We start from the raw sequence: 21,414 nt of genomic DNA, 5'->3' as shown, positions 1-21,414 counted from the left end.
GCTCAGCGCAGCGCCCGCGCCGCCAGCCCCGCGCAGTCGGCATCGTGTGCGACCGGCCCCTGTCGTCCGGTGATCGCGCGCCCGATCGCCTTGAAGATGTTGCCCGCTGATTTCACCTCGGGCGGCACGGTCAGCACCGGATCGCTCAGCGTGCCGGTCATGATCGCCGATCCGGGCAGGCGCAGCAGGCTCCTGCCCTTGGGCGCGCCGGTCAGGCGGAAATCGATCCGCTCGGCAGGAAAGCTGACGCTGCCGCTGCCACGCAACTGGCTGGCGCTGGTGTCCACCACCAGCGGTGCAGCGGCACCGCGCCCGTCTTTGACCGCGAGGCCCAGCACCACGCACCGCAGTCGCGCGCTGTCATCGTCGTCGGCCAGCAGCGCCCGGCCCGCATCGAAGCCAAGTGCGGCGGCATAACGCGCCGGCAGCGCGCCGTCCCGTACCACGAAGCCGATCCGGCCGGTGGAGCGACCGATCGCCGCGCGGATCGTCTCGCCGCGCCCGGTCAGCCGCGCCCGCGCCGCGACGCGCCCGGTAAAGGCGCCGCCGGCCCCCGCCAGCGCCTCCACCCGCGTGCCGGTCAGCCGCAGGTCGACGGTCAGCGTCGGCGATGCGGCACCGCCGCGCTGGTCCACGGTCAGCGCCCCGCGTGCCGTCCCACCCGCAAGCCGGATGGTCAGCGGATCGACCCGCAGCCGCTGGCGATCGAGCGTCAGCACGCCCTGCACGCCGGTCACCGAGGTGCCGCCGCCGCGGCTGACAACGCGCGCGACCTTCACGGCGATTCGCCCGTCGGTCTTGTCGATCTTCGACAGGTCGATCCGCGTGTCGGGCACCACCCGCGGACCGATCGCGCGTTCCAGTGCGGCGCCCTTGGCCAGCCCCTCGTCCGAAGAGAGGTCGTCGAAGTCGAACCGTCGCGACGCGATCGCGCCGTCCAGCCTGGTGCGGCCGTCCTGTTTGTCGACGGTGACGTGGCCGGCGATGTCGGACTGGCCGATCGTCCCCTTCAGCCCGGTGACGATCCAGCGCGGCGCGGCGTGCCGAACCTGCGCGACGAGCGCCACCGGCTGGGTGCCGAACAGCCCGGCCTCTATCACCGCGTCGATCAGCCGCAGGTCGGCGGCACGCGCGTCGACGTCGAGCGTCATCGCATCGGTGTCGAGCGGCCGTTCCATCCGGCCGCGCGCGCGCATCCGCAGCGCCGCGCCGTCGATCGCGGCGGTAAACGGCCATGGCCCCGGCGTCGGCTGCGCGACCTGCGCGCCGGCGAGCGCGATCCGCACCGGCAGGCCGCGGATCGTGCCGGTCCCCCGCGCGCGCAGCCCCTGCGCGTCGGAGGCGAAGGCGACGCGCGCCTGCCGCTGCCGCTTCGCGTCAACGTAATGGATCATGCTGTTACGGACGGTCAGCCCCTTGAGGTCGTTGGACGATCCGCCGCTCTCGGGCTCGCCCGGCCGCGACCAGTTGGTGCGGCCGTCGGCGGCGCGGACCAGCGCCAGCTGCAACCCGTCGATCTCGATATCACGCGGGCGGAACGTCCCCGTCAGCAGCGGCCACACCGGAAAGCTGACCCGTGCCTCGCGCAGCCGCAGGAAATCGCCGCGCCCCGCCCATGCCGCCTGCGGGATCGTCACCCCGGTCACGGCGATCGTCGGGGTGAAGCCAAAGCGGTCGACCCGCGCCATGCCGGCGATCGTCACGGGGCGACCGAATCGCTGGCTCAGCCGGTCGGCCATCACGCCCTTCAGCATGCCGAACGGAAAGGCGGCGACCACGAGCAGCAGGATGGCCGGCACTGCCAGCGCGAGGGTCAGCAGCAGGGTGCGCCTGCTGACGCGCGGCCGGGATGTCATGCGAGGCTGGACGCCTTTCCGGTCGATTTGGTTCCGGAACGGTCAGAAGTCGACCGCGATCCCCTTCAGTTCCCAATCGCCGTAGCGCGTCGGATCGAGGCCCAGCGGGTCCTCCTGATCGCTCGTCTTCTGCTCTGGTGCGGGCACCGGAAGGTTCTGCGACAGATAGGCGGGCGGCTTCACATGTGCGGGACGTTGGCCCATCGCGTCTCTCCGGTCTAAGGGAGACGTTCATATCGTTCTCCGCAGCAGGTTAGACAAGTTTGCCCCGATTCAATCGCGATGCACCCGCCGATAACGCCGACGCCCTCGGCACCCCCTCGCGCCGTGCCGCGCTGCGCCTGCTCGACGCTGTCCTGCGCCGCGGCGACCCGCTGGAACAGGCGCTGGTCGCCGCCACCCGCCACGTCTACGGCCCCGACCGCGGCCTCGCCCATGCGATCGCCGCGGAGGTGCTGCGGCGGCTGCCCGATCTCGACGCGCTAATCGATTCGGTCACCGAACGCCCGCTGCCCGACGATGCCAAGGCGCGGATGGCGCTGCGCATCGCGCTGGTGCAGGCGCTGGTGCTCGGCACGCCGCACCACGCCGCGATCGCCACGGTGCTGCCGCTGGTCGACGGCGGCCCGCGCAAGCTGGTCCATGGCGTCTTCGGTGCGATCACCCGGTCGGGCGTGCTGCTGCCCGAACTCCCTGCGCTGCCGCCCAAGGTCGAGGCGCGGTGGGAGGCGGCCTGGGGGGCGGACATGGCGGAGGGCGCACGCCTTGCCATCGCCGCGCCGCCGCCGCTCGACCTCACGCTCGCCGATGCGGGCGAGACGGACCATTGGGTCGCCGAACTCGGTGGCACCAGCCTGATGCCCGGCCATGTCCGCATCGTCGATGCCGACTCGGTCACCGAATTGCCGGGCTTCGCCGAGGGGCGCTGGTGGGTGCAGGATATCGCCGCCTCGATCCCCGCGCGCCTGCTCGCCGACCGGGCGTCGGTGGGGGGCGGGGGCACCGCGATCGACCTGTGCGCCGCGCCGGGCGGCAAGACGCTCCAGCTCGCCGCCGCCGGCCTGCAGGTCGCCGCGGTCGACGTCTCCAACGCCCGCATCAAGCGGTTGCGCGAGAATCTGTTCCGCACCCGGCTGAAGGCGGAGGTGATCGCCGCCGACGTGCTGAAATGGGCACCGGACGCGCCCGCCGACGCGCTGCTGATCGATGCGCCGTGCAGCGCGACCGGCATTTTCCGTCGTCACCCCGACGTGCTCCACCGCGTCCATCCGGCGATCATCGAGGAGATGGCGCTGTTGCAGGCCCGCCTGTTCGCGCGCGCCGCCGACTGGGTGAAGCCGGGCGGCACGCTCGTCTTCGCGACGTGCAGCCTCGAATCGGCAGAGGGGGAGGCGCAGCTCGCACGCCTGCTGGCCGACCGCCCGGATTATGCGATCGACGCGCCCGATGCGACGCTGCTGCCGCCCGGCGTCCAGGTCCATGCCGACGGCTATGTCCGCACCCTGCCGGGCATGCTCGCCGACCGGGGCGGCTGCGACGGCTTCTTCATCGTGCGACTAAAGCGTAAAGGGTAAGTCGGGCGGCCGACACGCCCCAAGCGCATTGTAATAGAGACATACGCGGTTACAGAGATCGGTCATGCAACCGGTCCGTATCGCCCCGTCCATTCTGTCCGCCGATTTCGCCAGACTGGGCGAGGAGGTGCGCGCCATCGATGCGGCAGGCGCGGACTGGATCCATATTGACGTGATGGACGGCCATTTCGTGCCGAACATCACGATCGGTCCGGCGGTGGTAAAGGCGCTGCGCCCGCACACCGCCAAGCCGTTCGACGTGCATCTGATGATCTCGCCGGTCGACCTGTACCTCGACGCCTTTGCCGAGGCCGGCGCGGACTGCATCACCGTCCATCCGGAGGCGGGGCCGCACATCCATCGCACCGTCCAGCATATCAAGGGGCTGGGCAAGCGCGCCGGCGTCGTGCTCAATCCCGGCACGCCCGCCAAGATGCTCGATTATCTGATCGACATGGTCGACCTGGTGCTGGTGATGAGTGTCAACCCCGGCTTCGGCGGCCAGAAATTCATCGACAGCCAGCTCAAGAAGATCGCGGCGATCCGCAAGATGATCGATGCTTCGGGCCGCGCGATCGATCTGGAGGTCGACGGCGGCGTCGACGCCCACCATGCCGTTCGCTGCATCGAAGCGGGCGCGGACGCGCTCGTCGCCGGCACCGCGGCGTTCAAGGGCGGCCCCGATGCCTATGCCGCGAACATCGCGGCGCTGCGCGGGACGCGGCACGCGGAATGAACGACATGTCGCCCGATACGCAGGCCGACGGCATCGAGGAGGGCAAGCGCCTGATGCGCGTCGGCGGCGACAAGGGGCTCAGCCTCGCCGAGCGCCTGTCCGAACGCTTCCACAAATTGACCTGGCGTACGCCGATCCACAGCATGCGGCTGAAGGGTCGCTATCCGCTCAAGCTGATCGCGGTGCCCGACGATCCCGTCATCGGCGACGTCGCGCGCGGCCGGGCGCTGCTGAAGGGCGAATTGAGCTTTCGTGGCGAGACGCATCCGGTCGACACGCTCGCGTTCAAGCGCGGCGAATGGGGCCGGCCGTTCGCCGAATATGTTCACAGCTTCGCCTGGCTGCGCGACCTGTCGACCGTGGCGACCCGCGCGCAGGGGGCGCCGATCGCCGAACAGCTGATGGCGCGCTGGCTCGACGATTATGCGGAAAAGGTCGATGCGCTCGCCTGGCGTCCGGACCTGTGGGGACGGCGGCTGCTCTACTGGACCGCGCATGCGCCGCTGATCCTGTCGTCGACCGACCTCGTCTATCGCTCCAGCGTCCTCAACACGCTCGCCCGCGGCGCGCGGCACCTCGATCGCGGCGCCGACAAGGCGGCACCGGGCGCGCAGCGGATCGCCGCCTGGTCCGGCGTCGTCGCCGCCGGCCTGCTGATCCCCGGCGGCGATCCGCGTCGCAGCTTCGGCGAGGCGGGGCTGGCGCGTGCGCTCGCCTCCGGCCTCAGCGAGGATGGCGGATCGGTGTCGCGCAGCCCGGCGATGCTGCTCGATACGATCATGCTGCTGGCGATGCTGCGCGAAACCTATGCGGCGCGGCGCGAGGAACTGCCGGCGTCCGCGCAGAACGCGCTGGCGCGGGCGGTGCCGGCGCTGCTCGGCACGATGCACGGCGACCGGCTGCTGTCGAGCTGGCAGGGCGGTGGCCCGGCCACGCCGGACGCCATCGCCGCGGTGATCGAGGCGAGCGGCATCCGCACCCGGCCGCTGCGTCAGGCGCGCGACTGGGGCTATCAGCGCCTCGCCGCGGGCGCGGCGGTGCTGATCGTCGATGCCGCGCCGCCGCCGATCGCGCGGCTGGTCGAGGGTGGCTGCGCCTCGACCCTCGCGTTCGAATTCTCCGACGGCGATTCGCGACTGGTGGTCAATTGCGGCGGCGCGCGCGCCGCGGTCGCGCAGCTGCCCGCCGCCTTTGCCGAGGGGCTGCGCACCACCGCCGCGCATTCGACGCTGACCGTGGGCGATTCGAACAGCACCGCGATCCATGCCGACGGCACGCTCGGCCGCGGCGTCGTCGAGGTCGAACTGTCACGGCAGGAATCGGACGTCGCCAGCCGGATCGAGGCGAGCCACGACGGCTATGTCCGCCGCTGGGGCTTCGTCCACCGCCGCCAGCTGATGCTGACCGGCGACGGCAAGGAATTGCGCGGCGAGGATGCGCTGCTGCCGCAGGGGCGCCGCCGCAAGTTGGGCGTGGTGCCATTCGCGGTCCGCTTCCATCTGGGCGAGGGGGTGCAGGCGTCGCCGACCGCCGACGGGCTTGCCGCCTTGCTGCGGCTGCCGGGCGGCGCGCTCTGGCAGTTCCGCTGCCGCGGCGGCGCGCTGACGATCGAGGATTCGCTGTGGATCGACGGCGAGGGCCGGCCGATCGCGACGCAGCAGCTCGTCGTCGGCGGCGAGGCGCCTGCGGGCGGTGCAAACGTCAGCTGGGCGCTGAAACGGGCGATCTGACCTGTTCGGACGCCCGTTCCGCCGCTAGGGGACGCGCGCGAACGCCCTAAGGAAGCCCCATGTCGACGATCACCATCACGCGCGCCCTCCTGTCCGTGTCCGACAAGACCGGGGTGGTCGCCCTCGCCCGCGCACTTGCCGGCAAGGGTGTCGAGCTGGTGTCGACCGGCGGCACCGCCAAGGCGCTGCGCGACGCGGGCCTCGCCGTCCGCGACGTGTCGGACCTCACCGGTTTCCCCGAGATGATGGACGGCCGCGTCAAGACGCTGCACCCGATGGTCCACGGCGGTCTGCTCGCGGTGCGCGACGATCCCGAACATGCCGCCGCGATGACCGCCCACGGCATCGGTGCGATCGACCTCGTCGTCGTCAATCTCTACCCGTTCGAGGCGACCGTGGCCCGCGGCGCGGATCGCGACACGGTGATCGAGAATATCGACATCGGCGGCCCCAGCATGGTCCGCTCCGCCGCCAAGAACCACGCCTATGTCGCGATCGTCACCGATCCCGCCGATTATGCCAGTCTCGCATCGGGCGAGACGACGCTCGACCAGCGCAAGCTCTTCGCCGCCAAGGCGTTCGCCGCCACCGCCAGCTACGACGGCGCGATCGCGCGCTGGTTCGGCACGGTCGATCAGGCGGAGCCGTTCCCGGCGGTGCTGCCAGTGACGATGACCCGCGCCGCATCGCTCCGCTACGGCGAGAACCCGCACCAGTCGGCCGCCTTCTACACCGCCAACGACGGTGTTCGCGGCATCGGCCAGGCCCGGCAAGTGCAGGGCAAGGAACTGTCCTACAACAACCTCAACGACGCCGATGCCGCGCTCGAGCTGATCGCCGAATTCCGCGACGCCGAGCCCACCTGCGTCATCGTCAAGCACGCCAACCCCTGCGGCGTCGCCACCGCTGCCACCCTCGCACAGGCCTATGCCGAGGCGTTCGCCTGCGACACCGTGTCGGCGTTCGGCGGCATCATCGCGGTCAACCGCCCGCTCGACGCGGCGACGGCCAAGGCGATCACCGGCATCTTCACCGAGGTGGTCGTCGCGCCCGACGCCGACGCCGATGCGCTGGCGTTGTTCGCCGCCAAGAAGAACCTGCGCCTGCTGCTCACCGGCGACCTGCCCGACGCGGCGCGCGCCGGCCTGTTCGCCAAATCGATCGCCGGCGGCTGGCTGGTGCAGGACCGCGACGCCGGCACGCCGGGCGAGCTGACCGTCGTGACGAAGCGCCAGCCGACCGAGCAGGAACTGGCCGATTGCCGCTTCGCCTGGACGATCGCCAAGCACGTCAAGTCGAACGCGATCGTCTATGCGAAGGACGGCGCCACCGCCGGCGTCGGCGCAGGCCAGATGAACCGCCTCGAATCCGCGCGCATCGCCGCGTGGAAGGCCAAGGATGCCGCCGACAAGGCGGGCTGGACGCAGCCGCGCACGATCGGCTCCGCGGTCGCGTCGGACGCCTTCTTCCCCTTCGCCGACGGCCTGCTCGCCGCGGTCGAGGCGGGCGCCACCGCGGTGATCCAGCCGGGTGGATCGATCCGCGACGAAGAGGTCATCGCCGCCGCCGATGCCGCCGGCCTCGCCATGGTCTTCACCGGCATACGCCACTTCCGCCACTGATCCGGCAGGGCGCGACGCCGGCGCGTCGCGTCACAACCCCAGGCGCGTCGCCAGCCAGCCGGCCGCCTGCTCCGGCGTCCGCTTCCCCGTATCGCGATCGACCTGATAATTGGCCTCGCGCATCGCGCTCACCGGGATGCGTCCGACCAGCGGCGCGAGCGCCGCGGCGAACCGCGCATCCTTCGCCCGACCCGGCGCGACCAGCAGCAGCGCGTCGTAGCTGGGGATCGCATGGCGCGGATCGGCGAGCACCGTCAGCCGGTCGGCCGCGATCCGACCGTCGGAGGAAAAGGCGGAGATCACATCCGCCTCGCCGCTCGCCAGCGCGCGATACATGAAGGTCGGCGCATAGGGCGTCATCGCCTTGAACCGCAACGGATAGGCCTTGCGCACCGCCGCCCATTCCGGCCGTTCGAGGAATTCGAGGTCGCTGCCCAGCGTCAGCCCCGGCGCCGCCGCCACCAGATCGGCCAGGCTGGCGATTCCCCGCCGCCGCGCATCGTCGCCGCGCATCGCGAAGGCATAGGCATTCTCGAATCCCAGCGGCCCGATCAGCCGCACGCCGCTCGTCGCCTGCGCCCAGCGGCCGATCTCGGCGACCATCGCTTTGGGATCGGGTACGTCGGTCCGCCGCATCGGTCCGGCCCACAGCGTGCCGGCATAATCGACATAGACGTCGACGTCGCCGCCGCCCAGCGCGCCATAGATCACCGCCGATCCCAGTCCGTCGCGATAGCGGACGGTATAGCCGGCGCGGGTCAGCCGGTCGCCGATCAGCCGGGCGAGGATATATTGTTCGGAGAAGTTCTTGGCGCCGATCGTCACCACCCGGTCGCCGCCGGCGCGATGCCAGAGCGGCGCGGTGGCGAGCAACAGCCCGGCGACCAGCGCAACGCAGGCGCCCATCCACAACGGCCGGCGGCGGCGGGCCATGCCGCGCTCGACCAGCCCGATCAGCGCGTCCGCCGCGAGCGCGAGGCCTGCCGCGGCGACGCAGCCGGCGAGCACCAGCGCCCAGTTCTGCGTCTGCAACCCGGCGAAGATCATATCGCCGAGGCTCGGCTGGCCGACCGTGGTCGACAGCGTCGCCGCGCCGATCGTCCACACCGCCGCGGTGCGGATGCCGGCGATCAGCACCGGCGCGATCAGCGGCGCCTCGACCAGCCGCAGCATCTGCGCCGGCGTCATGCCGACCGCCTGCGCCGCCTGCCGTACCGCCGGGTCGATCCCGGTCAGCCCTGCGACGCCGTTGCGGATGATCGGCAGCAGCGCATAGAGCGTCAGCGCGATCAGCGACGGCAGGAAACCTAGCGCCGGTATCCCGCCGCCGACCAGCGCCGACAGCCACAGCAGCAACGGATAGAAGAGCGCGAGCAGTGCGAGGCTCGGCACCGTCTGGACGAGGCTGGCGAAGCCGAGGATGACGCTCCCGGCGCGCGGCCGTCGCGCGGCGACGATCGCCAGCGGCAGGCTGATAAAGATCCCCAGCAGCAGCGCCGCGGCGGATAGCAGGACATGCTGCGCCAGCAACGGCGGCACCCGGCCGAGCGCGTCGAGGAAGGCGCTCATGCCGTGACCGCCCGCAGCCGCTCGGCCTGTTGCCGCGGCACCGCGACCAGCGCCTGCGCCGCCTCGCCGCCACCGCCGCCCAGCAATTCGGCCGGGGTCGCATCTGCGACGATCCGTCCCGCCTGCATCACCAGCACCCGGTCGGCGAGCAGCAGCGCCTCCGCCATGTCGTGGGTGACGAGGATGGTGGTGAGGCCAAGCCGGTCATGGAGCGCGCGGATCTCCGTCCCCAGCGCGTCGCGCGTCACCGGGTCGAGCGCGCCGAACGCCTCGTCGAGCAGCAACAGCTTCGCCCCCGGCGCCAGCGCGCGGGCGATGGCGACGCGCTGCCGCTGCCCGCCCGACAGCGCGTCGGGCATGCGCGTCGCGACCCCCTGCGGCAATGCGACGAGGTCGAGCAGCCGCGCGACGTCGGCGGGGGGGGCGCCGGCGATGCGCGGGCCGATGCCAATATTCTCGGCGACGGTCATGTGGGGGAACAGGCCGATGCTCTGGAAGACGTATCCGATCCGCCGCCGCAGCGCGGGCGCAGGTCCGGCGGCGACATCCTCACCATCCAGCAGTACCCGGCCGGCGGTGGGTTCGATCAGCCGGTTGATCGTCTTGAGCAGCGTCGACTTGCCCGATCCCGACGCGCCGACCAGCGCGACGAAGCTGCCGGCCGTGATCGAGAGGTCAACGCCGTCCACCGCCCGCGTTTCGCCATAAGCCTTGGTGACGGCGTCGAAACGGAGCGATTCTGCTGGCATCGGCGGCGACGATGCGGGATGCCTCCGCCAAAGTCCAATCAATGGACGGCAGGAGAGAATGGATGAGCCCGGACAGCAACGGCACGAAGGCGATCTTCATCACCGGCGGTGGATCGGGCATCGGCCGGGCCGTCGCCCGGCTGTTCGCGGATCGCGGCTGGCGGGTCGGGATCGCCGACGTCGACGCCGCCGGCCTCGCCGCCACCGCCGCGCTGCTGCCGGCCGGCATGGCGGAACGCTACGTCATGGACGTCCGCGACCGCGACGCCTGGACCGCGACGCTCGACGCCTTCACCCGATCGAGCGGCGGGCGGCTCGACGTCCTGTTCAACAATGCCGGCATCGGCACCGGCGGGCCGCTGGCGGAAGCGGATTTCGACGCGATCGACCGGACGGTGGCGATCAACTTCACCGGCGTGCTCAACGGCGCACGCATCGGCTATGCCTATCTGGCGAGGACGCCGGGATCGGTGCTGCTCAACACCTCGTCCGCCTCGGGCATCTACGGATCGTCGGGCCTCGCGACCTATTCCGCGACCAAGTTCGCAGTGCGCGGCCTCAGCGAGGCGCTGGACGGCGAATGGTTTTCGGCGGGGATCAAGGTGCGCTGCCTGCTGCCGAGCTTCATCGAGACGCCGCTGCTCGACGGCGTCGCGGGCGGCACCAACCGCTCGATCCGCGAAGCGGTCACCGGCGCGGGCCTCGAACTGACCCCGGTCGACGCGGTGGCGGAGGCGGCGTGGAAGGCGGTGCATGGCGATGCCGTCCACACCTATGTCGGCAAGACCGCCGAACGCCTGCGCTTCGCCGCGCGCTGGATGCCGGGCGTGCTGCGCAAGCGGATGCGGCGGTCGTTGCGTTAGGCCGCCCGCCGACTCCTGTTCGTCTACGCCTATTCGTCTACGATCGCGTCGATCGCCTCGGCCATCTCGACGTCGCGGTGCGACAGGCCGCCGGCGTCGTGCGTGGTCAGCAGGATTTCGACGCGATTGTAGACGTTGCGCCATTCGGGATGGTGGTTTGCCTTTTCCGCCATCAGCGCGACCTGCGTCATGAAGCCGAACGCCTCGACGAAATCGGCGAATACGAGGCTGCGGGTGATCGCATCGCGGGCCTCGTCAAAATCCCATTCCGGCAGGCCATCGAGCGCATCGGCGCGTTCGGCTTGGCTGAGGGGTTCGATCATTCGCGGGTGTTCCTTGCTGGACGGGTCGGGGAAGGGGTATGGCGACGGCGATGAGCGGGCAAGATGTGTTTGGAGTGGCGCCGGACGCCGATGCGATCGAACGGATCGCCCGCGATACGATCGCGCGACTGCCGCAGGCGTTCGCCGCGCATCTCGGCGACGTGCTGCTCCTGGTCGAGGAAGAGGCGGATGCCGACACGCTGGCCGCGCTCGGGCTGGAACATCCGCTCGATCTGACCGGCCTGTACCACGGGCGTCCGCTCGGCGAAAAATCCTCGATGGATTCCGGTACGATGCCCGATCGCATCCACCTCTATCGGCAGGCGATCCTGGTGGAATGGGTCGAAACCGGGGTGCGGCTGGACGATCTGGTGCGCCACGTCACCGTGCATGAGATCGGCCATCATTTCGGCCTGTCCGACGACGACATGCACACGCTGGAAGATGCGGTGACGGATTGAGCGCACTCGTCCTTGCCGACGTCGCCTGCGTCCGCGGCGGCCGGATGCTGTTCGACGGACTGAACCTGACGCTCGGGGCCGGTGACGCCGCCCTGGTGTCGGGGCCGAACGGCATCGGCAAGTCGAGCCTGCTGCGCATCGCTGCGGGGCTGCTCCCGCCCGCGACCGGCACCGTTTCCCGCGACGGTGCGGTGGCGCTGCTGGGCGAGGCGCATGCGCTCGACCCCGAACGACCACTCGTGCGGGCGCTCGCCTTCTGGGTCGGCGCACGGACTGAACCGGCGATGGCCGCGGTCGGGCTGGATTACCTCGCCGATGTACCGGTGCGCCTGTTATCGACCGGGCAGCGGCGGCGGGCCGGACTGGCGCGGGTGATCGGGGCGGCGGCGAGCATCTGGCTGCTCGACGAGCCGGCCAACGGCCTCGATCCGGCGGGGATCGCGATGCTCGAGACGGCGATCGCCGCGCATCGTGCGGGCGGCGGCGTCACGGTCGTTGCGACGCATCAGCCGGTCGCCCTGCCCGATGCGATCCCGGTGCGGCTCGGCTGATGCGGCTTGCGACGCTCATCGCGCGCGACCTGCGCCGTGCCTGGCAGGGCGGCGGTATGGCATGGCCGGTCGCCTTCTTCCTGCTCGTCGCCTGCCTGTTTCCCTTCGCGGTCGGGCCCGACGTCGCGTTGCTGACGCGAATCGGCGGCGGCGTGATCTGGGCGGCGGCACTGCTCGCCGCCCTGCTGCCGATCGAGCGGCTGGTCGGGCCGGATGTCGAGGCGGGCGTGATCGACCAGCTGGCGGTACGCGGTGTGCCGCTGGTGTTGATCGGCTTCGCGAAGACGATCGCGCACTGGCTGGGGTTCGCGCCGCCGCTGATGCTGGCGGCAGTGGTCGCCGCAGGCCTGTTCGACCTGTCGGCAGCGACGCTGCTGCGGGTCGAACTGGGGCTCGCGATCGGCACGCCGGGCCTCGCCGCGCTGGCGGTGGCGACATCGGCGCTGGTCGCGGGGCTGCGCGGCGGCGGCGCGGTGGCGGGGCTGGTGATGCTGCCGCTGGCGATCCCGCTGCTCATCTTCGGCGCGGGATCGCTGGACGGGGGCATCGGTGCATTGAAGCTGCTCGGCGCGGTCAGCCTGTTGCTGACCGCCGGCGCGCCATGGATCGCGGCGGCAGCGATCCGGGCGGGAATGGACTAGGCGTCAGTTCAGTTCTGATGATCCGAAGCATAGACCATGGCTGCGGCCGTGCCGGTCGCCGGTTTCAGGCGAAACCATTCCGGACGATCGATCGCGGTAAGAAAAGCGAGTACGGTCAGGCCGAACATCAGCAGGGCTAGTCTACCCCACAGCGGGTTGAGCGGCTGGTCGTCGGCACCGGTATTGGAGCGGTCGTCGTTGGTCTGCATCGCGTGCCTCCTTGGGGATGGGCAACAGCATATGCGCATCACAATTCTTCTGTTCGACGAGCGTTCCGTAACGAATTCTTGCTGCGATGCAGCAGGCGCCGGAATCGGGACGAATGGCGTCCGGCGCCCCGTCAGCGGCTCCAGCGCGCCCAGATGGCTGTCGGCAGCGCCAGCCCGCGCGCTTCCTCGCGCACGCCCAGCTCGCCCGTCTCGACCGTGCCGGGCAGGTCGGCGAACAGCTGGCTGAGCAATTCGCCGATCGCCAGCGCCGACATCCGCACCGCATAGACGGTGAGGAACAGGAACCGGCTGTCGGCGTCGATCAGCTTGCGGCAATCGGCGATCAGGCGGGGCAGATCCTCCTCCAGTCGCCACACCTCGCCCTCCGGCCCGCGCCCGTATTTGGGCGGATCGAGCAGAATGCCGTCATAGCGGCGGTTGCGGCGCACCTCGCGCGCGATGAACTTCGCGGCATCGTCGACGATCCAGCGCACCGGCGCATCCTGCATGCCCGACAGCGCGGCATTGGCCTTCGCCGCCTCGACCGACTTCTTGGAGGCATCGACATGCACCATCTTGGCGCCGGCGCTGGCCATGGCGAGGGTGCCGACGCCGGTATAGCCGAAGAGGTTGATGCATTCCGCACCCGGCTTGTCGGCGATCTGCTCGCGGATCCAGTCCCACACCGGCGCCATGTCGGGAAAAAATCCCAGATGGCGGAACGGCGTCGTCTGCGCGGTGAAGCGGACCTCGTTCCAGCGGAGCGGCCAGCCTTCGCGCGGTACCGGCTCGGCGAAGACCCAGCGGCCGCCGCCATCCTCGTCGCTGGCCGGCACGAACTCGCCCTGCGCCTTCCATTCCGCGTGCGCGGGCGCCCACATCGCCTGCGGTTCGGGGCGGACGAAGCGAAAGCGGCCGTAGCGTTCCAGTTTCTTGCCATGGCCCGAATCGACCAGGCCGTAATCCGCCCAGGGTTCGCCGATCAGCGTGTCGAGCTTCATCGCGATCAGCCCCGCGGCACCGCGCGTGCGGCGATATAGGCGGTGACCGCCTCGAACGTGCCGGGCAGGCTGTCGAAGCGTTCCTCGCGGTCGAACAGATCGCCGATCCGGCCGGGCAACGCCGGGCGCTGCCCCGTGGCACGCTCCACCGCGTCGCGGAACTTGGCGGGATGCGCGGTGGCGAGCGTCACCACCAGCACGTCACTGGCGTGGCGGCGCGCCGCGGCGAGCGCGATCGCGGTGTGCGGGTCGATCACCTCGCCCGCGCGCTCGTGCGCCCAGCGCATCGCCAGCGTCATGTCGTCGAGGTCGACGCGGTCGCTGGCGAACAGGTCGGCCCCGGTGTGCTGCGCATTGGTCAGCCGCATCGCGCCCGACGATTCGAAACCCTGCATCTGCGCGGCGAGCGCGGCGCCGTCGCGTGCGCCGAGATCGAACAGCAGGCGTTCGAAATTGGAGCTGACCTGGATGTCCATCGACGGCGTCGGCGTCTGCCGGACGACGCCCTTGCTATAGTCGCCCGCCGAGATCGCCCGGTGCAGGATGTCGTTGACGTTGGTCGCGACGATCAGCTTCGCAACCGGCAGGCCCATCTTCGCCGCGACATAACCGGCAAAGACGTCGCCGAAATTCCCGGTCGGAACGGAGAAGGCGACCGCGCGATCGGGGGCGCCGAGCCGGACCGCGGCGTAGAAATAATAGACCACCTGCGCCATCAGCCGCGCCCAGTTGATCGAATTGACCGCCGACAGCGTGAATGTGCCCGAAAAGCCGGGATCGTTGAACATCCGCTTTACCAGCGCCTGCGCGGTGTCGAAATCGCCGTCGATCGCGATGTTGTGGACGTTGGGGGCGAGCACCGTCGTCATCTGGCGGCGCTGCACGTCCGACACCCGGCCGGCGGGGTGGAGCATGAAGATATCGACGCCCTGCCGCCCGGCGATCGCGTCGATCGCGGCGGAGCCGGTGTCGCCGCTGGTCGCGCCGACGATCGTCAGATGCGTGTCGGTACCGGTCAGGAATTTCTCGAACAGCAACCCGAGCAGCTGCAGTGCGACGTCCTTGAACGCCAGCGTCGGCCCGTGGAACAGTTCGAGCAGCCACTGGTCGTGATCGAGCTGCACCAGCGGCGTCACCGCGGCATGGCTGAAGCGGCCATAAGCGCGGGTACACAGGTCCTTCAGCTCGTCGACGGTGAGCGCATCGCCGACGAAGGGGGTCATCACCGCGACCGCGGTGTCGACATAGGAGAGGTTGGCGAGGCCGGCGATCTGTTCGCGGCTGAGGCCGGGCCATGCCTCGGGCAGATAGAGGCCGCCGTCCGACGCCAGCCCGGCGAGGGTGACGTCACGGAAGTCGAGGGCGGGCGCGGCCCCGCGGGTGCTGACATAGCGCATCGCGGCTGGGTAGCGGCCGCAGGCGCATGGGGCAACGCCGGGTTTCCTTGGGCACGGCCAAGGTCCGGCTATCGGGCGTTCAGCCCCGCCGCCGCACCGCCAGCGCATAGATGACCGCGGCGATGGCGGCGAACAGGAACCATTGCACCGCATAGGACAGATGGTTGTTGGGCACTGACGACAGATCGGGCCTGCCGTTCGCGCCGAGGCCGATCGCAGACGTATCGGCGACCAGCATCAGCCGCTGCGGGCTGCGGTCGAACAACGACCCGATCAGCGAACGCGAATCGGGGGCGTGGCTGATGAAACCGCTGACCGGGCCACCTTGCCACCGACCCTTGAACTTGGGATCGGGCGTGGTGCCGAGCTGGACGATCATCCCCGGCCCCCCGGTACCGGTGCGGCAGGTAACGATCAGGCGGAACCCGGCTGCACCCGCCCCGGCGAGCCGCTGGTCGACGGGCGTCAGGCACAGGCCCGATGCGCGGCGGAACAGCAGGCGTTCGTCGGCAACGGCCGGAAAGGCGATCGGCGGCCGCGCCGGGTTCGCCGCGAGCTGCGCGATATAGGCTGCCTTCTTCGGCGCGCGATCGAGCAGCTGCCACAGGCCGAGGGCGATCATCGCCGCCACCGCGAGGGTGACGACGATCGTCGAAACGATCGGGATACGCTTCATGGCGTGGCGTCCGGCCCCTGCGGATCGATCCGCCCCTCGCGCGCGGCGTTGCGATATTCGGCGGACATCAGCGCGCCCTTGGCTAGGCGGAGCGACCAGATCACGCCGGCGAGCGTCACCGGAATCCAGATCAGCATGTGCAGCCACAGCGGCGGGTGCAGCGTCAGTTCCAGCGTGATCGCGCCCGCCACGACGAGCGTGCCGAGGATCAGCGTCAGGAATGCCGCCGGCCCGTCGCCGACGTTGAACTGCGTGAAGTCGAGGCCGCAGGACGGGCAGCGATCGGCGAACTTGATCGCCTTGGCGAACAAGGTGGGCCGGCCGCAGCGAGGGCACAGGCCACGCAGCCCCGCCTGGACGATGGAGGGCATCGCTGCCCCGGGCGACGGCATCGCTGCCGCCGGGGGGACGGGCGTCGGATCAGTCATGCGCGACGCCCGTCATGTCGTGGCGATCAGCCGCCGTGGACCGGCGCGCCCCAGCCACCCCAGACATAGACGGTGACGAACAGGAACAGCCACACGACGTCGACGAAATGCCAGTACCAAGCTGCGGCTTCGAAGCCGAAATGCTGGCGCGGGGTGAAGTCGCCCTTGTAGGCGCGGATGAGGCAGACGATCAGGAAGATCGTGCCGATCAGCACGTGGAAACCGTGGAAGCCGGTCGCCATGAAGAAGGCCGCGCCATAGTTCAGCCCCTTGAAGGGGAAAGGCGCGTGCATGTATTCATACGCCTGGATGCTGCTGAACAGGGCGCCGAGCAGGACGGTGAGCCACAGCCCCTTGAGCACGCCGTCGCGATTGCCGACGCCGAGCAGGCCCCACAGGCCGGTCTTTTCACCGCCGCGTTGGTTGTGGATCAACGCATGGTGCGCCCAGGTCACGGTGGTGCCGCTGGTCAGCAGGATCAGCGTGTTGAGCAGCGGCAGCTCAAAGGCGTTGATGACTTCCAGCCCCTTGGGCGGCCATTGCGCGGCGATCGCCGTCGCGCCCTCGGCGGCGCGCTCGACCTGGCCGTCGACGAAGCTCATCGCGGTCGGGAACAGCGAAAAGTCGAAAAACGCCCAGAACCAGCCGACGAAGAACATGACTTCGGAGGCGATGAACAGGATCATGCCGTAGCGGAAGTGGAGCTGCACGACCGGGGTATGGTCGCCGTGATGCGCCTCACGCACCACCTCGGCCCACCAGCTGTACATGGTGAACAGCACGCCCGCGAGGCCGGCGAAAAAGATCCAGCCGCCGCCGTTCGCCTTGTCGGCGGACAGGTGGCCGCCATGCATCCACATGATCGCGCCTGCCGCCATCACCAGCGCCGACAGCGATCCGAACAGCGGCCAGATGCTGGGGGGCAGGATGTGGTAATCGTGGTTCTTGGCGCCGGCCATGTCGTTTCCCTGTTCTTATCCTCTTATGCCACGCTCTAGCCCGCCGTTTTCGCGGAATCCACCGGGTAAAACGTATAGGAGAGGGTGATCGTCTCGACATCGCGCGCGTCGGGGTCGTCCATGATCTTCGGATCGACGAAGAAGATGACCGGCATGCGCTGCGTCTCGCCGGGCTTCAGCGTCTGCTGGGTGAAGCAGAAACACTGGATCTTGGTGAAATATTTGCCGGCCTGGCTGGGCGTGACGTTGAACGTCGCGGTGCCGGTGACCGGTCTGGTGTCGGTGTTGGTCGCGGTGAAGAACGCCATGTCGCGCGCGCCGATCTTCACCGTCTCCGACCCCGCCTCCGGGCGGAAGCGCCATTTCATGCCGGGGGCGACGTTGCTGTCGAAATCGATGCGGATCAGCTTGTCGACCGCGCCCGGCGCCTCGAGTCCGCGCTGCGTCGTGCCGTTGAGGCCGGTGACCTGACAGAAGAGGCGGTAGAGAGGGATGCTCGCCCAGGCGACGCCGGTCATGAAACAGATGCCGATCACCGCGAACAGCGCGGTGCGCAGCTGGCGACGCGTCGAGGGGGCGGCGGGCGTCACATCATTCCTTCGCGGATCTTCACGATCGCGACCGCGAAGATCAGGATCACGAATGCACCGAGCAGCAGCGCCATGACGATCGCGCGCGATTTCTGGCGGCGGCGGATCAGGTCCTGTTCGTCCGGCGTCATGCGAACACCCAGCGGTCGACGACCAGCGCGCCGAACACCACGAAAAGGTAGAGGATCGAATAGCTGAACAAGCGCTTCTCCGGCTTCATCGTGTCATCGGCTTGGGTGGTGCGCGTCGCGACGTGCAATGCGAGCGCGGCGAACACCGCGGTGGTGACGGTGGCGACCCCGCCGTAGATCGGGCCGGTGAGACCCAGCGGCCAGGGCGCGACCGCGGCGATCGCCATCGGGATCGTGTAGAGCCCGACATGGTGGCGCGTCACCCGCTCGCCCGCGACGACGGGCAGCATCGGCACGCCGGCATTGGCGTAATCAGTCTTCACGAACAGCGCGAGCGCCCAAAAATGCGGCGGCGTCCACAGAAAGACCAGCCCGAACAGCAGCAGCGGCAGCAGCGCGACATCGCCTGTCGCCGCCGCCCAGCCGATCAGCGGCGGAAAGGCGCCGGCGGCGCCGCCGATGACGATATTCTGCGGCGTCCGGCGCTTCAGCCAGACGGTGTAGATCAGGACGTAGAACAGGATCGAGACGGTCAGGATCGCCGCCGCGGCGACGTTCACCGCGACGAACATCAGGATGACCGAAAAGGCCGCGAGCCCGACGCCGAAATGCAGCGCTGCCTGCCGGTCCATCCGCCCGTCGGGCAGCGGCCGCTTCTGCGTCCGCCGCATCTTGGCGTCGAGGTCCGCCTCATACCATTGGTTGAGCGCGCCCGCGGCGCCCGCGCCAAGCGCGATGCACAGGATCGCGGTGAAGCCGATCACCGGGTGGATACCGACCGGCGCCGCCAGCATGCCGCACAGGCCGGTGAACACGACGAGCGTCATCACCCGCGGCTTGGTCAACGCCAGGAAGTCGCGCCAGTCGGCGGGGGGGAGAAGGGGCGTCGCGACCGTCATATGCATGGCGCTATACGCGCCGCAGGGGGCGGGGGGAAGGGCGCCGCACCGCCGCCGTCCTATCGTGCTGATCGACGTCAACCGACTCGGCGGGGGCGGGAACGAACGACAGATCAGGCGGTTAGCTTGCCCCATTAGGGGAGAAGACGATGGCCACCCGTATCGCCGGCGCCGACGTGCAGGCGTCGCAGTTTCTGACCGACAGCTTCCAGCGCGGTCTGGCGCACTGGAACCGCGAGCGGCTCGAACCGACCTTCCCGACCGCCGACTGGCAGCGCGTGCTCGATCGCGACGTGCGGATGCAGCGTCTCGAGGGCGGATTTTTGGAGGAGCTACGCGAGGAGGTGCGCGCCGAAGCGGCCGCGGCGCCGACCGATGTCGAGGGTTTCATCGCATGGTTCGAGGACCTGAAGGCGAGTGGTCCCGGCCAACACGACGCGCTGTTCCCGTGGCTGGCGGATGTCGCCACCCTCGACCAGATGCGCTGGTTCTTCGAACAGGAAGCCGCGGGCGAGGCGGGGTTCGACGACCTCGTAGCGATGACGCAGGTCAAGCTGCCGACGTTGCCCAAGCTCGAACTGGCGCGCAATTACTGGGACGAAATGGGGCGCGGCAATGTCAGGGGCATGCACGGGCCGATGCTGAACGCGCTGGCGGGGACACTCGCCGTCGATCCGGTGATCGAGAACACTCTGTGGCAGAGCCTGTGCCTCGCCAATGCGATGACGGCGATGGCAACCAGCCGCCGCTATGCGTGGCATTCGGTCGGCGCGCTCGGCGTGATCGAACTGACCGCGCCCGATCGTTCGGCCGCGACCGCCCGGGGACTGCGCCGGCTGGGCTTCTCCGACAAGGAGCGGCGCTATTTCGATCTGCACGCGGTGCTCGACGTCAAGCATAGCGAGGACTGGAACCGTGAGGCGATCCGTCCCGCGGTCGACGAGGATCCGCGCCGCGCGACCGCAATGGCGGAGGGCGCGCTGATCCGGCTGCGCTGCGGCGCGCGCTGTTTCGAGGCCTATCGCGGTGTGCTGATGGGCTGATCCCGCCGGCCGCCCGGCCCTAGACGAAGCCGAGGTTCCAGCTCGACGGATTGTAATTGCCCATGTTGGGCAGAACGGTGGTCAAGTCGCTGTTGCCGACACCGAACCAGCTTGCCAGCGTCGCCGCATATTGGTCGACGCTGGTCGTCGGCAGCAGGCGACCCTGACCGACGTCGTCGGGGGTGCCGTTGCCGATCCCCGGCGGCGTGCCGTAGAAGCGGCGCCCCTTCACCGCGCCGCCCATGACGAAGTGGTGGCTGCCCCAGCCGTGATCCGATCCGTCGTCGTTCGACTGTAACGTCCGGCCGAAATCGGAGGCGGTGAAGCTCGTCACCTTGTCCGCGACGCCGAGCGCGACGGTGGTGTCGTAGAAGGCGCGCATCGCGTCGGCGACCTTGCCGATCAGTCCGGGATGCTGTGCGACGAGATTGTCGTGCAGGTCGAACCCGCCGATCGAGACGAAGAACACCTGCCGCTTCGCGCCGAGTTCCGACGAGACGGAGATTAGCCGCGCCACCATCTTGAGCTGGTCGGCGAGGCCGTTGCCCGTCGGGAACAGCGTGAACCCCGATGCCGGCGCGCTCGCCAGCGCGCCGCTGACCTGCGTGTAGGTGTCGAGTGCCCGCTTGCTGACGCGGGCGTGTTCGCTGGCGAACAGATTGGCGTTGCCGCCCGTCATCAGGCTGCGCAGCGTCGCTGCCGCGGTGGTCGAGCCGTAGAGCGAGGCGGCATTGTTGATGAGCGGAATCGGCCCGCCGGTGCCGATCGCATATTGCACCGCCGACCTGCCGGTCAGATAGACCGCATTGCCGCTGGCGTTGATGCAGGTCAGCGTCGAGGCGCCGTTGCCCGACTGGAACAGGTCGCCGATCCGGCCGCCCCAGCCGCTGGTCGCGCCTTCGGGATTGGACGCCTGGAAATAGCTCTGCTGGTCGTTGTGGCTGAACAGCTTGGGCGGCAGCTTGACCGCATTCTGCTGGTATTGCGTCTTGGTGGTCGGCTGAACGAGCGTGCCGACGTTGAGCGTCACCGCCAGCTTGCCGGCATCGAACAGCGGCATCAGCGACTTCATCGTCGGCGCCAGCGCATATTGCCGCCCACCCGGCAGGCCGATCGTCGGGGTCAGCATCGTCCCCGCCAGCGATTCGCGGGTCAGCGCGATATTGGCGCGCGCCGCCTGATATTGCGCATGGCCGGCGGCGTCATAGGGCGGCAGCGTGTTGGCATAATCGTTGCCGCCGTACAGGAAGATGCAGACCATCGCCTTGTAATCGGTCGCGGTCGCCGCCGCGGCCTCGCCGATCGCGGCGAGGCTGGTGACGAACGGGGTCGCCACGCCGGCGACGCCGAGGGCGGCGGAGCGCTTCAGGAAGGCGCGGCGGGAGGCGTCTCGGGTCATGTCCATG

General features: G+C 69.6%; 24 protein-coding genes. 9 read left to right on the top strand and 15 right to left on the bottom strand.

What is annotated here, in order from left to right:
- Window positions 1-2: 2 nt before the first annotated feature.
- Together AC1RTO_RS13100 and AC1RTO_RS13095 are read right to left on the bottom strand one after the other, a co-directional pair.
- Window positions 3-1,856, bottom strand: a complete 1,854-nt coding sequence (locus AC1RTO_RS13100) for an AsmA family protein (protein WP_493161278.1) — start codon at window positions 1,854-1,856, stop codon at window positions 3-5.
- A 42-nt stretch (window positions 1,857-1,898) separates the two neighbouring features.
- Window positions 1,899-2,060, bottom strand: coding sequence for a DUF1674 domain-containing protein (locus AC1RTO_RS13095; protein ID WP_493161277.1), 162 nt, complete (start codon window positions 2,058-2,060; stop codon window positions 1,899-1,901).
- A gap of 59 nt (window positions 2,061-2,119) precedes the next feature.
- Here AC1RTO_RS13095 and AC1RTO_RS13090 point away from each other — a divergent pair, with 59 nt between their 5' ends.
- The 4 genes from AC1RTO_RS13090 to purH all read left to right on the top strand — a co-directional run bounded on the left by AC1RTO_RS13090 (window position 2,120) and on the right by purH (window position 7,518).
- Window positions 2,120-3,430, top strand: a complete 1,311-nt coding sequence (locus tag AC1RTO_RS13090) for an RsmB/NOP family class I SAM-dependent RNA methyltransferase (RefSeq protein WP_493161276.1) — start codon at window positions 2,120-2,122, stop codon at window positions 3,428-3,430.
- A 64-nt stretch (window positions 3,431-3,494) separates the two neighbouring features.
- A complete protein-coding gene (gene rpe / locus AC1RTO_RS13085) occupies window positions 3,495-4,166 on the top strand; it encodes a ribulose-phosphate 3-epimerase (RefSeq protein WP_493161275.1) in 672 nt (223 codons plus the stop codon).
- The gene (locus tag AC1RTO_RS13080; RefSeq protein ID WP_493161274.1) at window positions 4,163-5,896 is read left to right on the top strand and encodes a heparinase II/III family protein; all 1,734 of its coding nucleotides are present in this window, start codon (window positions 4,163-4,165) and stop codon (window positions 5,894-5,896) included. Before rpe ends, AC1RTO_RS13080 begins: the two co-directional genes overlap by 4 nt.
- 59 nt (window positions 5,897-5,955) lie before the next feature.
- Window positions 5,956-7,518 (top strand): bifunctional phosphoribosylaminoimidazolecarboxamide formyltransferase/IMP cyclohydrolase, encoded by a 1,563-nt coding sequence (gene purH / locus AC1RTO_RS13075; RefSeq protein WP_493161273.1) that lies wholly within the window; start codon window positions 5,956-5,958, stop codon window positions 7,516-7,518.
- A 30-nt stretch (window positions 7,519-7,548) separates the two neighbouring features.
- Here purH and AC1RTO_RS13070 read toward each other — a convergent pair whose 3' ends face one another.
- On the bottom strand, window positions 7,549-9,087 hold the full coding sequence (locus AC1RTO_RS13070; protein WP_493161272.1) for an ABC transporter permease/substrate-binding protein: 1,539 nt from the start codon (window positions 9,085-9,087) through the stop codon (window positions 7,549-7,551).
- Window positions 9,084-9,836, bottom strand: coding sequence for an ATP-binding cassette domain-containing protein (locus AC1RTO_RS13065; RefSeq protein ID WP_493161271.1), 753 nt, complete (start codon window positions 9,834-9,836; stop codon window positions 9,084-9,086). The genes AC1RTO_RS13070 and AC1RTO_RS13065 overlap by 4 nt, the downstream gene beginning before the upstream one ends.
- A gap of 62 nt (window positions 9,837-9,898) precedes the next feature.
- Here AC1RTO_RS13065 and AC1RTO_RS13060 point away from each other — a divergent pair, with 62 nt between their 5' ends.
- On the top strand, window positions 9,899-10,699 hold the full coding sequence (locus AC1RTO_RS13060; protein WP_493161270.1) for an SDR family oxidoreductase: 801 nt from the start codon (window positions 9,899-9,901) through the stop codon (window positions 10,697-10,699).
- A 29-nt stretch (window positions 10,700-10,728) separates the two neighbouring features.
- Here AC1RTO_RS13060 and AC1RTO_RS13055 read toward each other — a convergent pair whose 3' ends face one another.
- Window positions 10,729-11,022 (bottom strand): 4a-hydroxytetrahydrobiopterin dehydratase, encoded by a 294-nt coding sequence (locus tag AC1RTO_RS13055; RefSeq protein WP_493161269.1) that lies wholly within the window; start codon window positions 11,020-11,022, stop codon window positions 10,729-10,731.
- Between the two features lie 50 nt (window positions 11,023-11,072).
- Here AC1RTO_RS13055 and AC1RTO_RS13050 point away from each other — a divergent pair, with 50 nt between their 5' ends.
- Genes AC1RTO_RS13050 through AC1RTO_RS13040 form a run of 3 tightly spaced genes read left to right on the top strand, consistent with a single transcriptional unit; the run spans window position 11,073 to window position 12,675 of the window.
- Entirely contained in the window at window positions 11,073-11,483 is a 411-nt protein-coding gene (locus AC1RTO_RS13050) for a metallopeptidase family protein (protein ID WP_493161268.1), read from the top strand.
- The gene (gene ccmA / locus AC1RTO_RS13045) at window positions 11,480-12,034 is read left to right on the top strand and encodes a heme ABC exporter ATP-binding protein CcmA (RefSeq protein ID WP_493161267.1); all 555 of its coding nucleotides are present in this window, start codon (window positions 11,480-11,482) and stop codon (window positions 12,032-12,034) included. The genes AC1RTO_RS13050 and ccmA overlap by 4 nt, the downstream gene beginning before the upstream one ends.
- Window positions 12,034-12,675 carry a heme exporter protein CcmB gene (locus AC1RTO_RS13040; protein WP_493161266.1) on the top strand — a complete coding sequence of 214 codons (642 nt, stop codon included), beginning with the start codon at window positions 12,034-12,036 and terminating at the stop codon, window positions 12,673-12,675. Before ccmA ends, AC1RTO_RS13040 begins: the two co-directional genes overlap by 1 nt.
- Window positions 12,676-12,683: 8 nt before the next feature.
- Here AC1RTO_RS13040 and AC1RTO_RS13035 read toward each other — a convergent pair whose 3' ends face one another.
- From AC1RTO_RS13035 to AC1RTO_RS12995, 9 genes are all read right to left on the bottom strand, one after another.
- Entirely contained in the window at window positions 12,684-12,884 is a 201-nt protein-coding gene (locus AC1RTO_RS13035) for a hypothetical protein (protein ID WP_293874841.1), read from the bottom strand.
- A 131-nt stretch (window positions 12,885-13,015) separates the two neighbouring features.
- On the bottom strand, window positions 13,016-13,885 hold the full coding sequence (locus AC1RTO_RS13030) for a class I SAM-dependent methyltransferase (RefSeq protein WP_493161265.1): 870 nt from the start codon (window positions 13,883-13,885) through the stop codon (window positions 13,016-13,018).
- Between the two features lie 5 nt (window positions 13,886-13,890).
- Entirely contained in the window at window positions 13,891-15,282 is a 1,392-nt protein-coding gene (thrC, locus tag AC1RTO_RS13025; RefSeq protein WP_493161264.1) for a threonine synthase, read from the bottom strand.
- A 79-nt stretch (window positions 15,283-15,361) separates the two neighbouring features.
- Window positions 15,362-15,958 (bottom strand): SURF1 family protein, encoded by a 597-nt coding sequence (locus AC1RTO_RS13020; RefSeq protein WP_493161263.1) that lies wholly within the window; start codon window positions 15,956-15,958, stop codon window positions 15,362-15,364.
- The gene (locus AC1RTO_RS13015) at window positions 15,955-16,386 is read right to left on the bottom strand and encodes a DUF983 domain-containing protein (protein ID WP_493161262.1); all 432 of its coding nucleotides are present in this window, start codon (window positions 16,384-16,386) and stop codon (window positions 15,955-15,957) included. Before AC1RTO_RS13015 ends, AC1RTO_RS13020 begins: the two co-directional genes overlap by 4 nt.
- 26 nt (window positions 16,387-16,412) lie before the next feature.
- A complete protein-coding gene (locus AC1RTO_RS13010; RefSeq protein WP_493161261.1) occupies window positions 16,413-17,345 on the bottom strand; it encodes a cytochrome c oxidase subunit 3 in 933 nt (310 codons plus the stop codon).
- Between the two features lie 35 nt (window positions 17,346-17,380).
- On the bottom strand, window positions 17,381-17,935 hold the full coding sequence (locus AC1RTO_RS13005) for a cytochrome c oxidase assembly protein (RefSeq protein ID WP_493161260.1): 555 nt from the start codon (window positions 17,933-17,935) through the stop codon (window positions 17,381-17,383).
- Window positions 17,932-18,066: a cytochrome c oxidase system small membrane protein gene (locus AC1RTO_RS13000; RefSeq protein WP_293874826.1), complete on the bottom strand. Its 135-nt coding sequence runs from the start codon at window positions 18,064-18,066 to the stop codon at window positions 17,932-17,934. The genes AC1RTO_RS13005 and AC1RTO_RS13000 overlap by 4 nt, the downstream gene beginning before the upstream one ends.
- Entirely contained in the window at window positions 18,063-18,965 is a 903-nt protein-coding gene (locus AC1RTO_RS12995) for a heme o synthase (RefSeq protein ID WP_493161259.1), read from the bottom strand. Before AC1RTO_RS12995 ends, AC1RTO_RS13000 begins: the two co-directional genes overlap by 4 nt.
- Window positions 18,966-19,114: 149 nt before the next feature.
- Between AC1RTO_RS12995 and AC1RTO_RS12990 the strand changes: the two genes are divergently transcribed.
- Entirely contained in the window at window positions 19,115-20,008 is an 894-nt protein-coding gene (locus AC1RTO_RS12990; RefSeq protein ID WP_493161258.1) for an iron-containing redox enzyme family protein, read from the top strand.
- A 19-nt stretch (window positions 20,009-20,027) separates the two neighbouring features.
- Here the strand turns inward: AC1RTO_RS12990 and AC1RTO_RS12985 are convergent, their stop codons facing one another.
- Window positions 20,028-21,407, bottom strand: a complete 1,380-nt coding sequence (locus tag AC1RTO_RS12985) for a DUF1501 domain-containing protein (protein ID WP_493161257.1) — start codon at window positions 21,405-21,407, stop codon at window positions 20,028-20,030.
- Window positions 21,408-21,414: the final 7 nt, after the last annotated feature.

The organism is Sphingomonas sp. GW821-FHT10F09, from assembly GCF_058809195.1.
Note: the sequence above shows the minus strand (reverse complement) of the source record. Positions and strands in the feature narration are given on the sequence as shown.

What these genes read in the sequence shown, in the direction of transcription:
- AC1RTO_RS13100 (WP_493161278.1), bottom strand. Translation starts at nt 1,856, where the DNA reads ATGACATCCCGGCCGCGCGTCAGCAGGCGCACCCTGCTGCTGACCCTC.
- rpe (WP_493161275.1), top strand. Translation starts at nt 3,495, where the DNA reads ATGCAACCGGTCCGTATCGCCCCGTCCATTCTGTCCGCCGATTTCGCC.
- AC1RTO_RS13000 (WP_293874826.1), bottom strand. Translation starts at nt 18,066, where the DNA reads ATGACGCCGGACGAACAGGACCTGATCCGCCGCCGCCAGAAATCGCGC.
- AC1RTO_RS13030 (WP_493161265.1), bottom strand. Translation starts at nt 13,885, where the DNA reads ATGAAGCTCGACACGCTGATCGGCGAACCCTGGGCGGATTACGGCCTG.
- thrC (WP_493161264.1), bottom strand. Translation starts at nt 15,282, where the DNA reads ATGCGCTATGTCAGCACCCGCGGGGCCGCGCCCGCCCTCGACTTCCGT.
- AC1RTO_RS13095 (WP_493161277.1), bottom strand. Translation starts at nt 2,060, where the DNA reads ATGGGCCAACGTCCCGCACATGTGAAGCCGCCCGCCTATCTGTCGCAG.
- AC1RTO_RS13015 (WP_493161262.1), bottom strand. Translation starts at nt 16,386, where the DNA reads ATGACTGATCCGACGCCCGTCCCCCCGGCGGCAGCGATGCCGTCGCCC.
- AC1RTO_RS13065 (WP_493161271.1), bottom strand. Translation starts at nt 9,836, where the DNA reads ATGCCAGCAGAATCGCTCCGTTTCGACGCCGTCACCAAGGCTTATGGC.
- AC1RTO_RS13020 (WP_493161263.1), bottom strand. Translation starts at nt 15,958, where the DNA reads ATGAAGCGTATCCCGATCGTTTCGACGATCGTCGTCACCCTCGCGGTG.
- AC1RTO_RS13040 (WP_493161266.1), top strand. Translation starts at nt 12,034, where the DNA reads ATGCGGCTTGCGACGCTCATCGCGCGCGACCTGCGCCGTGCCTGGCAG.
- AC1RTO_RS12990 (WP_493161258.1), top strand. Translation starts at nt 19,115, where the DNA reads ATGGCCACCCGTATCGCCGGCGCCGACGTGCAGGCGTCGCAGTTTCTG.
- AC1RTO_RS12985 (WP_493161257.1), bottom strand. Translation starts at nt 21,407, where the DNA reads ATGACCCGAGACGCCTCCCGCCGCGCCTTCCTGAAGCGCTCCGCCGCC.
- AC1RTO_RS13080 (WP_493161274.1), top strand. Translation starts at nt 4,163, where the DNA reads ATGAACGACATGTCGCCCGATACGCAGGCCGACGGCATCGAGGAGGGC.
- AC1RTO_RS13055 (WP_493161269.1), bottom strand. Translation starts at nt 11,022, where the DNA reads ATGATCGAACCCCTCAGCCAAGCCGAACGCGCCGATGCGCTCGATGGC.
- purH (WP_493161273.1), top strand. Translation starts at nt 5,956, where the DNA reads ATGTCGACGATCACCATCACGCGCGCCCTCCTGTCCGTGTCCGACAAG.
- AC1RTO_RS13050 (WP_493161268.1), top strand. Translation starts at nt 11,073, where the DNA reads ATGAGCGGGCAAGATGTGTTTGGAGTGGCGCCGGACGCCGATGCGATC.
- AC1RTO_RS13035 (WP_293874841.1), bottom strand. Translation starts at nt 12,884, where the DNA reads ATGCAGACCAACGACGACCGCTCCAATACCGGTGCCGACGACCAGCCG.
- AC1RTO_RS13070 (WP_493161272.1), bottom strand. Translation starts at nt 9,087, where the DNA reads ATGAGCGCCTTCCTCGACGCGCTCGGCCGGGTGCCGCCGTTGCTGGCG.
- AC1RTO_RS13010 (WP_493161261.1), bottom strand. Translation starts at nt 17,345, where the DNA reads ATGGCCGGCGCCAAGAACCACGATTACCACATCCTGCCCCCCAGCATC.
- AC1RTO_RS12995 (WP_493161259.1), bottom strand. Translation starts at nt 18,965, where the DNA reads ATGACGGTCGCGACGCCCCTTCTCCCCCCCGCCGACTGGCGCGACTTC.
- AC1RTO_RS13060 (WP_493161270.1), top strand. Translation starts at nt 9,899, where the DNA reads ATGAGCCCGGACAGCAACGGCACGAAGGCGATCTTCATCACCGGCGGT.